Source organism: Pseudomonas sp. B21-009 (assembly GCF_024749345.1).
Taxonomy (GTDB): Bacteria; Pseudomonadota; Gammaproteobacteria; order Pseudomonadales; family Pseudomonadaceae; genus Aquipseudomonas.
Genome location: NZ_CP087199.1, coordinates 1,036,399 through 1,049,107, shown reverse-complemented (window position 1 = coordinate 1,049,107; position 12,709 = coordinate 1,036,399). Strand labels below are relative to the sequence as shown.

The 12,709-nt window shown below is 62.6% G+C and carries 12 protein-coding genes; 8 read left to right on the top strand and 4 right to left on the bottom strand.

Annotated elements, in window-relative coordinates; genetic code table 11:
- The first annotated feature begins 11 nt into the window (after positions 1–11).
- The 4 genes from gatB (at position 12) to LOY34_RS04740 (ending at position 3,459) form a co-directional block, all read left to right on the top strand.
- The gene (gatB, locus tag LOY34_RS04755; protein ID WP_045196301.1) at positions 12–1,457 is read left to right on the top strand and encodes an Asp-tRNA(Asn)/Glu-tRNA(Gln) amidotransferase subunit GatB; all 1,446 of its coding nucleotides are present in this window, start codon (positions 12–14) and stop codon (positions 1,455–1,457) included.
- A gap of 136 nt (positions 1,458–1,593) precedes the next feature.
- Positions 1,594–1,965, top strand: coding sequence for a septal ring lytic transglycosylase RlpA family protein (locus tag LOY34_RS04750; protein WP_093388150.1), 372 nt, complete (start codon positions 1,594–1,596; stop codon positions 1,963–1,965).
- 62 nt (positions 1,966–2,027) lie between these two features.
- Positions 2,028–3,071: a calcium/sodium antiporter gene (locus LOY34_RS04745; protein ID WP_195885727.1), complete on the top strand. Its 1,044-nt coding sequence runs from the start codon at positions 2,028–2,030 to the stop codon at positions 3,069–3,071.
- 10 nt (positions 3,072–3,081) lie between these two features.
- A complete protein-coding gene (locus LOY34_RS04740) occupies positions 3,082–3,459 on the top strand; it encodes a carboxymuconolactone decarboxylase family protein (RefSeq protein ID WP_045196295.1) in 378 nt (125 codons plus the stop codon).
- Positions 3,460–3,481: 22 nt separating this feature from the next.
- On the opposite strand, the gene LOY34_RS04735 is transcribed toward LOY34_RS04740, so the two are convergent.
- Both LOY34_RS04735 and LOY34_RS04730 read right to left on the bottom strand, forming a co-directional pair.
- On the bottom strand, positions 3,482–4,855 hold the full coding sequence (locus LOY34_RS04735; RefSeq protein WP_045196293.1) for an amino acid permease: 1,374 nt from the start codon (positions 4,853–4,855) through the stop codon (positions 3,482–3,484).
- A 52-nt stretch (positions 4,856–4,907) separates the two neighbouring features.
- Positions 4,908–5,849, bottom strand: coding sequence for an AEC family transporter (locus tag LOY34_RS04730; protein WP_093388147.1), 942 nt, complete (start codon positions 5,847–5,849; stop codon positions 4,908–4,910).
- A gap of 182 nt (positions 5,850–6,031) precedes the next feature.
- Between LOY34_RS04730 and LOY34_RS04725 the strand changes: the two genes are divergently transcribed.
- Positions 6,032–7,672, top strand: a complete 1,641-nt coding sequence (locus LOY34_RS04725; RefSeq protein WP_195885726.1) for a phospholipase — start codon at positions 6,032–6,034, stop codon at positions 7,670–7,672.
- A 14-nt stretch (positions 7,673–7,686) separates the two neighbouring features.
- Entirely contained in the window at positions 7,687–7,878 is a 192-nt protein-coding gene (locus tag LOY34_RS04720; protein WP_045196286.1) for a hypothetical protein, read from the top strand.
- A 59-nt stretch (positions 7,879–7,937) separates the two neighbouring features.
- Here LOY34_RS04720 and LOY34_RS04715 read toward each other — a convergent pair whose 3' ends face one another.
- Both LOY34_RS04715 and LOY34_RS04710 read right to left on the bottom strand, forming a co-directional pair.
- Positions 7,938–8,498 (bottom strand): response regulator transcription factor, encoded by a 561-nt coding sequence (locus LOY34_RS04715; protein ID WP_010223415.1) that lies wholly within the window; start codon positions 8,496–8,498, stop codon positions 7,938–7,940.
- Positions 8,498–9,754, bottom strand: a complete 1,257-nt coding sequence (locus LOY34_RS04710) for an ATP-binding protein (protein ID WP_045196284.1) — start codon at positions 9,752–9,754, stop codon at positions 8,498–8,500. The genes LOY34_RS04715 and LOY34_RS04710 overlap by 1 nt, the downstream gene beginning before the upstream one ends.
- Before the next feature lie 202 nt (positions 9,755–9,956).
- Here LOY34_RS04710 and LOY34_RS04705 point away from each other — a divergent pair, with 202 nt between their 5' ends.
- A complete protein-coding gene (locus LOY34_RS04705) occupies positions 9,957–10,676 on the top strand; it encodes an SIMPL domain-containing protein (RefSeq protein ID WP_093388139.1) in 720 nt (239 codons plus the stop codon).
- Between the two features lie 315 nt (positions 10,677–10,991).
- Positions 10,992–12,617, top strand: a complete 1,626-nt coding sequence (locus LOY34_RS04700; protein WP_258664322.1) for an ABC transporter substrate-binding protein — start codon at positions 10,992–10,994, stop codon at positions 12,615–12,617.
- The last annotated feature ends 92 nt before the right edge of the window (positions 12,618–12,709 follow it).

Genomic DNA, 12,709 nt, shown 5'->3' with positions numbered 1-12,709 from the left:
GGGATCACCACATGCAATGGGAAGTTGTCATCGGGCTGGAGATTCACACCCAGCTCGCCACCCAGTCGAAGATTTTCTCCGGCAGCGCCACCACTTTCGGCTCCGAGCCGAACACCCAGGCCAGCCTGATCGATCTGGGCATGCCCGGCGTACTGCCGGTGCTCAACCAGGAAGCGGTGCGCATGGCCTGCATGTTCGGCCTGGCCATCGATGCCGAGATCGGCCAGCACAACGTGTTCGCGCGCAAGAACTACTTCTACCCCGACCTGCCCAAGGGCTACCAGATCAGCCAGATGGAGCTGCCGATCGTCGGCAAGGGCCACCTGGACATCGCCCTTGAAGACGGTACGGTCAAGCGCGTCGGCATCACCCGGGCGCACCTTGAAGAAGACGCCGGCAAGAGCCTGCACGAAGACTTCAGCGGCTCCACCGGCATCGACCTCAACCGCGCCGGCACCCCGCTGCTGGAGATCGTCTCCGAGCCGGACATGCGCAACGCCAAGGAGGCCGTGGCCTACGTCAAGGCCATCCACGCCCTGGTGCGCTACCTGGGCATCTGCGACGGCAACATGGCCGAAGGCTCGCTGCGTTGCGACTGCAACGTCTCGGTACGCCCCAAGGGCCAGGCCGAGTTCGGTACCCGCTGCGAGATCAAGAACGTCAACTCGTTCCGCTTCATCGAGCGCGCGATCAACACCGAAGTGCAGCGCCAGATCGAGCTGATCGAAGACGGCGGCCGGGTCATCCAGGAAACCCGCCTGTACGATCCGAACAAGGACGAGACCCGCTCCATGCGCAGCAAGGAGGAAGCCAACGACTACCGTTACTTCCCCGACCCGGACCTGCTGCCGGTGGTCATCGAAAGCGCCTTCCTTGAAGAGGTGCGCGCCACCTTGCCGGAACTGCCACCGCAAAAGCGTGAGCGCTTCCAGAGCCAGTTCGGCCTTTCGGCCTATGACGCCAACGTCCTGGCGACCAGCCGCGAACAGGCCGACTACTTCGAACAGGTGGTCGGTGTGTGCGGCGACGCCAAGCTTGCCGCCAACTGGGTCATGGTCGAGCTGGGCAGCCTGCTGAACAAGCTGGGCCTGGAGATCGACCAGTCGCCGGTCACTGCCGAGCACCTGGGCGGCATGCTCAAGCGCATCCTCGACAACACCATCAGCGGCAAGATTGCCAAGGTGGTGTTCGAGAAGATGGCCGCCGGCGACGGCGATGCCGACCAGATCATCGAAGCCGAGGGCCTCAAGCAGGTCACCGACAGCGGTGCGATCGAGAAGGTCCTGGACGAAGTGCTGGCCGCCAACGCCGAGCAGGTCGAGCAATACCGCGCTGCGGATGAAGCCAAGCGCGGCAAGATGTTCGGCTTCTTCGTCGGCCAGGCCATGAAAGCCTCCAAAGGCAAGGCCAACCCGCAGCAAGTGAACCAATTGCTCAAGAGCAAGCTCGAAGGGTAATCGCGTCACCCTGTGGGAGCCGGCGTTGCCGGCGATGCAAGGCGAAGCCTTGCCAGTTTCTGGGGCTGCCGAGCAGCCCATCGCCGGCAACGCCGGCTCCCACAGGTGATCACTTCACCTCGGAGCAACTGATTTGATGTGGCGTCCCCTCAGCGCACTCGCGCTTTTCACCCTGCTGGCCGGCTGCGCCAGCCACGATATCGACCCCCGCGGTTACGACAAGACCGGCACCGCCTCCTATTACGGCTCCCGTCACCACGGTAAACGCACCGCCAGTGGCGAGCCTTTCAACCAGCACGGCATGACCGCCGCCCACCGCAGCCTGCCCTTCGGCACGCGGGTCAAGGTCACCAACCTCAACAACGAACGCAGCGTCGTGGTGCGCATCAACGACCGCGGCCCGCATACCCGTGGCCGGCTGATCGACCTGTCGCGCGCCGCCGCGGATAAACTCGGGATGATCCGTAGCGGAACCGCGCGCGTACGGGTACAAAGTCTCAGCGATTGACCTGACCCCGGAGCCCGACCATTTTCGACCTGGCCGCTTTACCCACTTTCAGCCTGCTGCAGTTGAGCATCGGCCTGCTGTTGCTGATCGCCGGCGCCGAACTGCTGGTGCGCGCCGCCCTGCGCCTGGCCGCCAGCCTGCAAGTGCGGCCATTGATCATCGGCCTGAGCCTGGTGGCATTCGGCAGCAGCGCGCCGCAACTGACCGTCAGCCTGCAGGCGGCCTACACCGGCGCGCCGGATGTCGCGGTCGGCAGCGTGATCGGCAGTAACATCTTCAACATCCTCGTGACCCTCGGCCTGGCCGCGCTGATCATCCCGCTGCGGGTCTCGCGCCAGCTGGTTCGCCTGGACATCCCGCTGATGATCGCCGCGAGCCTGGCGGTGTACCTGCTGGCCTTCAACGAACTGCTGGGGCGCCTAGAGGGTGCCCTGCTGCTGTGTGGCCTGTTCGGCTACCTGGCGATCCTCTGGCACCAGTCCCGCCACCACGCGCGCACCTACCCCGCCCCCGGACCGCGCCCGCAGCGTGGCGGCCGGTTCTGGCTCGGTAGTGTGCTGCTGATGCTGGCCGGGCTTGGCCTGCTCAGCCTGGCCGGTCATCTGCTGCTGGAGGCAGCGGTAGAGGTGGCGCAAGACCTGGGCCTGTCAGAGCGGGTCATTGGCCTGACTGTGGTCGCGGTCTGCACCTCGCTACCGGAACTGGCCACCTCGCTGATCGCCGCCCTGCGTGGCGAGCGGGAGATCGCCGTGGGCAACGTGATCGGCAGCAACCTGTTCAACCTGCTGGCGGTGCTCGGCCTGACCGCGTTGGTCGCCCCCGAGCCGCTGTCGATCTCGCCCAATGCCCTGGCCTTCGACCTGCCGGTGATGCTCGGGGTCGCGGTGCTGGCGTTGCCGGTGTTCTACTCCGGTTACCGGGTGACCCGCGCCGAAGGGCTGGTGTTCCTCTGCCTGTATCTGGCTTATGGTCTGCATGTGGTGGCCTTCACCACCGGCATGCCGCTGGCCAGCCGACTTGAAAAACTGATGCTGTTCTACGCATTGCCAGCACTGGGGGCGTTGCTGCTGTACACCACCCTGCGTGCCTGGCGCCGCCAACACTAAGGAAAACAACATGGGCGACAACAACAAATCCGGCGAACAGGTTCGCCGCCAGGTCATGGGCGATGCCTTCGTCGATCGCGCTTTGAGCAATGCCACCGACTTCAGCCAGCCGCTGCAGGACTTCGTCAACGAACATGCCTGGGGCAGCGTCTGGAGCCGCGAAGGCCTGCCGCTGAAAACCCGCAGCCTGATCACCCTCGCCGCCCTCACCGCACTCAAATGCCCGCAGGAGCTCAAGGGCCACGTGCGTGGCGCCCTGAACAACGGTTGTACGGTCGAGGAAATTCGCGAGGCGCTGCTGCACTGCGCGGTGTACGCCGGCGTGCCGGCAGCGGTCGATGCCTTTCGCGCCGCCCAGGAAGTGATCGACAGCTACCCGCAGAGCTGATCGATCACTTGCGCCAAGGCCGTCAGTTGCTGACGACGACGGCCTTCTGACTTTTCTTCTTCAGCCAGAACGCCACACCCAGGGTGGCGATCCAGGCCGGGATCAGCATCACCGAAATGCGGATCGGCGGAGTCAGGTACATCACCACCAGAATCAGCCCGATGAACGCCAGGCACAGGTAGTTGGTCACCGGGTGGCCCCAGCTCTTGTAGAAAGTCGACTCGCCCGACGCCTGCTTGGCGCGGCGGAATTTAAGGTGGGTGATGCTGATGCTGGCCCAGTTGATCACCAGCGCCGAGACCGCCAGAGCCATCAGCAGGCCAAAGGCTTCGCCCGGCATCAGGTAGTTGATCAGCACGCACAAGCCGGTGGCCAGGGCAGAAACACCGAGGGCCGTCAGCGGCACGCCACGGCGGTTGACCTTGAGCAGCGCACGCGGCGCGTCACCCTGGCTGGCCAGACCGAACAGCATGCGGCTGTTGCAGTACACGCAACTGTTGTACACCGACAGCGCGGCGGTCAGTACCACCACGTTGAGGATGGTCGCCACCAGGTTGCTGTCCAGATTGTGGAAGATCATCACGAACGGGCTGCCGCCCTGCACCACCTTCTGCCACGGGTACAGCGACAGCAGCACCGCCAGGGCGCCGATGTAGAAAATCAGGATGCGATAGACCACCTGGTTGGTGGCACGCGGAATGCTGTGGCGCGGGTTGTCGGCTTCGGCAGCGGTGATACCGACCAGTTCCAGGCCGCCGAAGGAGAACATGATCACCGCCATGGCCATCAGCAAACCGCTGAAGCCGTTGGGGAAGAAGCCGCCGTACTGCCAGAGGTTGGCGACGCTGGCGTCCGGCCCGCCATTGCCGCTGGCCAGCAGCCAGGCGCCAAAGCCGATCATGCTGACGATGGCGATGACCTTGACCAAGGCGAACCAGAACTCCATTTCGCCGTAGACCTTCACCTGGGTGAGGTTGATCAGGTTGATCACCACGAAGAAGATCGCCGCCGTCGCCCAGGTCGGGAAGTCCGGCCACCAGTACTGCACGTAGATACCCACGGCCGTCAGCTCGGCCATGCCGACCAGCACATAGACCACCCAGTAGTTCCAGCCGGAAACAAAACCGGCGAACTCGTTCCAGTAGCGGTGGGCAAAGTGGCTGAAGCTGCCGGCTACCGGCTCGTCGACCACCATCTCGCCCAGCTGGCGCATGATAAAGAACGCCATCAGGCCGGCAATCGCATACCCCAGCAGCACGGCCGGACCGGCCATCTGGATGGTCTGGGCAATACCCAGGAACAGGCCGGTACCGATGGCGCCACCCAGGGCAATCAACTGGATATGGCGATTCTTCAACCCGCGCTGTAATCGCTCTGGGGGGTTCTGTTCTTGCATGAAATGTCCTTGAAGGTGGAAGGCAGTGTTGGCTTTATTGTCGGCACAGAATCTAGATCCAGCCGCCCCACTGCAAGAGGAAAATGCCGATATTCGTGGTTATGGCGGCCATCAGCGTAGTAATTACGATGATCGAGGCGGCCAGTTCATGGTTACCGTTGGCCGCGCGGGCCATCACATAACTGGCCGCGGCGGTCGGGCTGCCGATGTACAGGAACAGGATACCCAGCTCCGCGCCGCGAAAGCCGCAAAGCCAGGCCGCCAGGGTGCCGATCACCGGCAACCAGATCATCTTCACCAGGCTGGCGCTGACCGCCAGGCCACCGCTTTCGCGCAGTGACGCCAGCGACAGGGTACCGCCAATACAGATCAATGCCAGCGGCAGGGTCATCTGCGCCAGGTAATCACCGGAGGTCAGCAACCAGTTGGGCAGCGGCACTTGCCCGTAGGCCATGGGCGTGGCGAGCAGCACGCTGATGATCAGCGGGTTGCGCAGGATACTCTTGCAGATGCTCCAGGGGTCGGACTTCATGCTCGGGCTGTACACCGCCAGCACCACCGACGACAACGAGTTGTACAGCAGTATCACCAGGCCGGCGAGGATCGCCCCCAGCGAAATGCCGTAATCGCCATACATGCTTGCCGCCAGTGCCAGGCCGATAACCCCGTTGTTGCCGCGAAAGCCGCCCTGGGTGTAGATGCCGCGGTCTTCACGCGGGCAGCGCCACAGGGCGAAGCCCCAGGCCAGGGCAAAACTGCCCAGGGTGGCGACCACGAAGAACACCAGCAGCCCGGGCTTGACCGCCGCCGTCAGGTCGGCGTGATAAATCCCCAAAAACAGCAGAGCCGGCATGCACACGTTGAACACCAGCGACGAGGCGGTGTGGATGAAGCCGTCGTTGATGGCCTTGATACGTTTGAGCAGCACGCCCATGAACAGCATGGCGAACACCGGCGCCGTGATGTTCAGCGTCTGGATAAAGAGGGCGAGCATGCAGGGTGGTCCCGATGGCTGTCGTTAGGGGGCTAATGATACGTCAGCCACCGATTGATGAATCGTATTCCTGTGTAAGAAAAAAGAGTTGTTGACGTGGGAAATGGTTTGGATATGATCGAAATAACTGTACATACATACAGTTGTTTAGGTAAATCCATGACATCTCAAAGGAGTTGAATATGTCAGGTATGCAAACTGGACTGCACGCCCAAAAGGCGCTCGCCACCACCGTGGTCGCCGACCTCGACGCCCTGTTCAGCGTCAGCGGCATCAACATTCCCGGCCCTGACGCCCGCCTGGTGCTGGTGCTCGACGGCCATCACACGATCAAATACCACCGCCTTGGCCTGGCGGCCAAACCGCCTGCCGGTGGCAAGCCGGTGCTGCGTTTCGAAGGCGGCGAACACACCGCCATCGGCGACAACACCCTGCTGCGCTTCAGCCACGACAGCGCGCCGATCCCGGCCTGGAAAGTCGCCCTGCACCTGGCCAATGGCCTGAGCCTAAGCTACGGCCAGATCGTCGCCCTGGGTGGTGATTTCTATGGCATTCCCGAGCGGCCGATTGCCGATGGCGCCACAGCCGAAGAACGCGTTGAACGTTTTGTCGCCGCCTTTGATTCACTGGCCGTGCTTCCCGCCTCCCGGGAAGAAGCCGGCAAGATCCTCGCGGTCATGCAGCGGGAAATCGCCGCCGCCAACCAGGCGATCAAAGACGGTCGCCAGCCTCATGAAGCCTACGACCAGTTGGGCGACACCCTCTCGGAAGAGTGGAACAAGATCACCGGCGGCGGCAGTTTCGTCTCGCCGATGTTCCCCCTGGGTCGCTATCTCAAGCTGGCCGCCAGCAACTGGGACCACTTCGGTGAATGGGCGCTGCTGGCGTATGTCGCCGGCCATACCGCCGCCTTGCGCCAGGCCGTGAAAGCTCGCGCCAGCGGCGATGACGGGCAGCTGGAACTGGCCTACGCGATGAACGCCTTCGCCGACCACTTCCTCACTGACCTGTTCTCCGCCGGCCACGTGCGGGTACCGCGCAAGGCGATCAAGGACAACGTCACCCCGGCCGATCTCGGCTCGCTGATCTCGCGCTTCATGCACGATGAAGACAGCAAGTACGGCCTGGTGCTGCGCAATGCCCAGGGCGATACCTGGCGCGGCTATGGCGACAAGCGCTACTTCGACAGCATCGACGTCGCCAACCGCAAACAGGTGGGCCTGGCGGTGCAGAAGTCTGCCGATGAGATCTTCCAGGCATTCGACACCGGCAACCTGCCGGCGCCGACAGCCTATGGTGCCCTGCGCATCGCCGCTGACTTGCAAGCTGCCGTGGAAGGACAGGTGCCAGGCAACTTCGCCCCACTGTTTGCCCTGCGCAACGGCAAGCTGATGCGCCGCGCCGACGTCAACAACCTCAATGACCCGGCGCAGATCGACAACTGGTGGGGCTGGAGTACCTACCTGCTGCTCAAGGACTACAGCCCGAACAAACCCACCGGCTACCTCAATGCCCCTGCCAGCGCCCCGAGCATTCGCGCCGACGGCTGGCAGACCCAGGTGCCGAGCCAGCCCAACTGGCTGCCCGGCCATGCCGTGCGCTACGCGATGAGTGTGGTCAACGGTTTCAACGAGTCCTACATTGGCCCGTGGAGCGACTACGCCGAACTGACCGAGCGCTTCCAACCGACCCTGACGGTGCCGCTGGACACCTCCGGCAAGTCGGTGTCGCGCAATCTGTTCCGCCAGTTCCGCGGCGGTTCGCCGGAACTGATCGCCTCGCTGGATGCGAGCACCACGACCTATATCGATCAACAGCCGTGATAAGGAAATCACTCATGAGCATTACCCTGAACATTGAGCTGGCGTCGGGCCAGCCCCTCAAGGATGTACCCCTGGAGCTGCTGCGCGATGGCGTGGTGGTGGGTCGGGCCAAGCTGGCTGAAAGCGGCAAGGTGGTATTCGATGCCGCGCCCGGGGCCGGGCAACTGGCAGTGCGGGTGGATCGAACGATCCTCGGCGGCAAATAAATTGATCGCGGGGCAAGCCCGCTCCTACAGTAGGAGCGGGCTTGCCCCGCGATAGTCAATCAGCGCCGAACCGGGCGCTTTTGCAGCTTGCGCTGCAAGGTCCGCCGGTGCATGCCCAGGGCCCGGGCCGTGGCTGAGATATTACCTTCATGTTCAGTCAGCACGCGCTGGATGTGTTCCCACTGCAGGCGGTCCACCGACATCGGGTTTTCCGGCACCAGGCTGTCGAGGTCGGCGTGCTCGGAAAGTAGCGCGGCCAGCACATCGTCGGCGTCGGCCGGCTTGCACAGGTAGTTGCAGGCACCGCGCTTGATCGCCTCGACCGCGGTGGCGATGCTCGAGTAACCGGTGAGGATCACCACGCGCATTTCCGGGTCCAGTTCCAGCAGCTTGGGCAACAGTACCAGGCCCGAATCGCCATCCATCTTCAGGTCCAGCGTGGCATAGTCCGGCACGTCGTCCTGGGCGATTTTCAGGCCCTCTTCGGCAGAACCTGCAGTGCTCACGCGAAAGCCGCGGCGACTCATGGCCCGGGCCATTACCCGGGTAAAGGTAGCGTCGTCGTCAACCAGCAGCAGGTGCGGCAGCTCTTCGCCTTCAACCTGGATTTCATCACTCATCACACATCTCCTCGCGCGTCACGCGGCAGGCGCAGCTCGGTGAGCGTACCGCCTTCTTCATGACTATAGAGTTTTACCGAGCCGCCAGCACGGGTCACGCTGGCCTTGCTCAAGAACAGGCCCAGGCCGAAGCCTTTGCCCTTGGTGGTAAAGAAGGGTTTGCCGATCGATTCGGCAATCGCTGCCGGCACGCCCGGGCCGTGGTCGCGGATACTGATCACCATGTCCTGAGCGTCCCAGTCCAGGCGCACTTCCAGGTCGTCCGGGCAAGCATCGGCGGCATTGTTCAACAGGTTCAGCAAGGCCTGGGTGAGGTCCGGCGGCGGCGCCAGGCGCGGCACATTGCCCTGGCCCAGGCGCTGGAAGCGGTAACTGGCCTCGGGGCGCATCAGGTGCCAGCGGTTGAGCGCTTCGTCGAGCCAGAAGGTCACTTCCTGGTTCTCGACCGCCAGGCGCCGGTTGGCTTCAGCAGCACGCACCAGGTTCTGCAGGGTCTCTTTACACAACTTGACCTGGTCCTGCAGCACTGCCAGGTCTTCCTGCAGCAGCGGGTCGCTGTGGTCCTGGCGCATTTCCTTGATCAATACGCTCATGGTCGCCAGCGGCGTGCCCAGCTCATGGGCAGCGCCAGCGGCCTGGGTGGCCACGGCCAGCAGTTGCTGGTCGCGCAGGCCCTCCTCTCGGCGTTCGGCGCGCAGTTGCTCCTGGCGGCGCAACTCTTCGGCCATCTTCGCGGCGAAGAAGGTAATCACCGCAGCTGCCAGGGCGATACTCAGCCACATGCCGTAGACCTGCATCTTCTCCCGGGCCATAGGGAAGGTCTCGAGCGGATAGAACTGCACCAGCAGCAAGCTGTAGGCGGCCAGGGCAATACCGGAGAGGATCAGCGAATAGACCCAGGGCAAGGTCACCGCAGCAATGGCCAGCGGCACCAGGTAATAGGACACGAAGGGGTTGGTCGAACCGCCCGAGTAATACAGCAAGGCACTGTGGATCAGCAGGTCACAGGCCAGCTGGAAGGCATATTCCAGCTCGGTGACCGGCAGGGTCAGGCGCAGGCGCAGGGCCGTGAACGCGCACAGCAGCATCGACAGGCCAAGGGTGATGACCAGCGACAGCCACGGCAGCGGCAGCAGTTCGGTCCAGTAAGCGACACCGACCGAGCCGGCCTGGGCGGCAAGCACCAGGATGCGGATGAAGGTCAGGCGCCAGAGGTTCTGACGGGTTGCAGATAGCATTTGTACGGGGGCGAGCATGAGCTCTCCTGATGAGTGCTCCAGGCGAATCGTCGCGAGTATACCGAAGCTGCGGCCTGGTCTGCAGTGATGCGGCAAAGCGCCACACTTTTTTACATAACAATGATGGCCATTTTGAACCTCACTACACTGTTGCCAGTCTCATGGGCCAGCGTGCACTGCTTGTGTTCAGTGCCCGCGCCACACTTTCAAGGAGTCATACATGTCGATCACCCGCAGCAGCGCCGCCCTGGCAATGGCCACCAGCTTGCTAGCCAGCCTTCCGGCCCTGGCCGATGAGGCCCCGCGCTACAACCAGATTTCGCTGCGCGCCGAAGTCAGCAAGGAAGTGGCCCGCGACCTGATGGTCGTGACCCTGTACAGCGAAGCGCAGAATACCGACCCGGGCAAGCTGGCCACTGAAATCACCGAGACCATGAACAAGGCGGTGAAACAGGCGCGCGAAGTCAAGGATGTGAAGATCAGCCAGGGCAGCCGCAACAGCTACCCGATCTACGACAACAAGGGTCAGAAGATCACCGGTTGGCGTGAGCGCGCCGAGCTGCGCCTGGAAAGCGCCAACTTCCCGGCCCTGTCGCAACTCACCGGCACCCTGCTGCAGGACCTGAAAATGGGCGGCATGGACTTCTCCATCGCCCCGGCCACGCGCAAAACCAGCGAAGACGACCTGCTCAAGGATGCCGTCAACGCCTTCAAGGCCCGTGCCCAACTGGCCACCGAAGCCCTGGGCGGCAAAGGCTACAAAGTGGTCAACCTGAACCTCAACAGCAGCGGTTACCCGCATCCTTATGCCCGTAGCGCACCGATGATGATGAAAGCCGCCGGCATGGCCGCAGACGCAGCGCCCGCTCCGGAAATCGAAGCCGGCACCACCGACGTGACCATGAGTGCCGATGGCACCATTGAAGTCCAGATGCAGTAAGCCGCGTTACTTTTCTGCTGGTTCGCGGCAGTTTCGGCTGTCGCGAACCCTGTTACTTGTAGCACCTCGCGCCCCAAATTAGTGCAAAGACTGACTCGATAGTGAGACAACGTCTTCGAAACAACCTGAAACACCCCCTCGCAAACGATCAACTCCGTAAAAAATTATACGGATGCGACATTCCTGTACGTTCGTCCCACTGTTTACCGTCACCCATCCCTTTGAGTGTTGCATTGGGTATGGGGCCTGCATAAGTATCCGCAGGTCGGCTCACAAGGCCCCCCTCAAATCAAAAATGACAACAATGAGGCCACCATGCTCAAACACGCGGTCATTCCGTTTCTGGTCGGCGCAGGCTTGCTAGCCGGCGCACCTTCCGCCCTTGCGGCGACTAACCTGGTGTTTTGCTCCGAAGGCAGCCCCGCAGGCTTCGACCCGGGCCAGTACACCACCGGAACCGACTTCGATGCCTCAGCCGAGACCGTCTTCAACCGCCTGAGCCAGTTCGAGCGTGGCGGCACCGCAGTGATCCCGGGCCTGGCGACCAGCTGGGACATTTCCGACGATGGCCTGACCTACACCTTCCACCTGCGCGAAGGGGTCAAGTTCCATACCACCGAATTCTTCAAGCCGACGCGCGCCTTCAATGCCGACGACGTGCTGTTCACCTTCAATCGGATGCTCGACAAGGACATGCCGTTTCGCAAGGCCTACCCTACCGAGTTCCCGTACTTCACCGACATGGGCATGGACAAGAACATCGCCAAGATCGAAAAGCTCGACGAGCACACGGTCAAGTTCACCCTCAACGGCGTCGACGCAGCGTTCATCCAGAACCTGGCCATGAGCTTCGCCTCGATCCAGTCCGCCGAATACGCCGACCAGTTGCTCAAGCAGGGCAAGCCCGCTGACATCAACCAGAAGCCGATCGGCACCGGCCCGTTCGTGTTCAGCAAGTACCAGAAAGACGCGCAGATCCGCTTCAAGGGCAACAAGGACTACTGGAAGCCTGAGGATGTGAAGATCGACAACCTGATCTTCGCCATCACCACCGACGCCTCGGTGCGCATGCAGAAGCTGAAAAAGAACGAGTGCCAGGTCACCCTGTTTCCGCGCCCGGCCGACATCGAGCCACTTAAAAACGACCCGAACCTGAAGATGCCTGATCAGGCCGGCTTCAACCTCGGCTACATCGCCTACAACGTGATGGACAAGATCAAGGGCAGCAACGAGCCCAACCCGATGGCCCAGCTCAAGGTTCGCGAAGCGCTGGACATGGCGGTAAACAAGCAGCAGATCATCGACTCGGTGTACCAGGGCGCCGGCCAGCTGGCGGTCAACGCCATGCCGCCGACCCAGTGGTCCTACGACACCACCATCAAGGACGCCAAGTACGATCCCGAGAAGGCCAAGCAGTTGCTCAAGGAAGCCGGCATCAAGGAAGGCACCGAGATCAACCTCTGGGCCATGCCGGTGCAACGCCCGTACAACCCCAATGCCAAGCTGATGGCCGAGATGCTGCAATCGGACTGGGCCAAGATCGGCATCAAGGCCAAGATCGTCAGCTACGAGTGGGGCGAGTACATCAAGCGCTCCAAGGGCGGCGAGAACGGCGCCATGCTGATTGGCTGGAGCGGTGACAACGGCGACCCGGACAACTGGCTGGGCACCCTGTTTGGCTGCGATGCCCTGGAAGGCAACAACTTCTCCAAGTGGTGCTACAAGCCGTACGACGACCTGGTCAAGCAAGCCAAGGCCACCTCCGACCAGGCCAAGCGCACCGAGCTGTACAAGCAAGCGCAACACATCCTCAAAGAACAGGTTCCGATGACACCCATCGCTCACTCGACGGTGTATCAACCTATGCGTTCAACCGTACAGGACTTCAAGATCAGCCCGTTTGGCTTGAACTCCTTCTATGGGGTCAGCGTGACCAAATAGCAGCCATCTGGCTCGGCCCCGCGACGCCACACGGCAGCCGGGGCCGCAGCCTGATGGCCTGGCAGGTCAGCCGCTAGCGCATCGACACGGAA

Bases quoted from the DNA above. Each gene is read 5' to 3' on its own strand.
- LOY34_RS04735 (WP_045196293.1), bottom strand. From the start codon at position 4,855: ATGCAAGAACAGAACCCCCCAGAGCGATTACAGCGCGGGTTGAAGAAT.
- LOY34_RS04750 (WP_093388150.1), top strand. From the start codon at position 1,594: ATGTGGCGTCCCCTCAGCGCACTCGCGCTTTTCACCCTGCTGGCCGGC.
- gatB (WP_045196301.1), top strand. From the start codon at position 12: ATGCAATGGGAAGTTGTCATCGGGCTGGAGATTCACACCCAGCTCGCC.
- LOY34_RS04705 (WP_093388139.1), top strand. From the start codon at position 9,957: ATGTCGATCACCCGCAGCAGCGCCGCCCTGGCAATGGCCACCAGCTTG.
- LOY34_RS04715 (WP_010223415.1), bottom strand. From the start codon at position 8,498: ATGAGTGATGAAATCCAGGTTGAAGGCGAAGAGCTGCCGCACCTGCTG.
- LOY34_RS04720 (WP_045196286.1), top strand. From the start codon at position 7,687: ATGAGCATTACCCTGAACATTGAGCTGGCGTCGGGCCAGCCCCTCAAG.
- LOY34_RS04725 (WP_195885726.1), top strand. From the start codon at position 6,032: ATGTCAGGTATGCAAACTGGACTGCACGCCCAAAAGGCGCTCGCCACC.
- LOY34_RS04700 (WP_258664322.1), top strand. From the start codon at position 10,992: ATGCTCAAACACGCGGTCATTCCGTTTCTGGTCGGCGCAGGCTTGCTA.
- LOY34_RS04710 (WP_045196284.1), bottom strand. From the start codon at position 9,754: ATGCTCGCCCCCGTACAAATGCTATCTGCAACCCGTCAGAACCTCTGG.
- LOY34_RS04730 (WP_093388147.1), bottom strand. From the start codon at position 5,849: ATGCTCGCCCTCTTTATCCAGACGCTGAACATCACGGCGCCGGTGTTC.
- LOY34_RS04740 (WP_045196295.1), top strand. From the start codon at position 3,082: ATGGGCGACAACAACAAATCCGGCGAACAGGTTCGCCGCCAGGTCATG.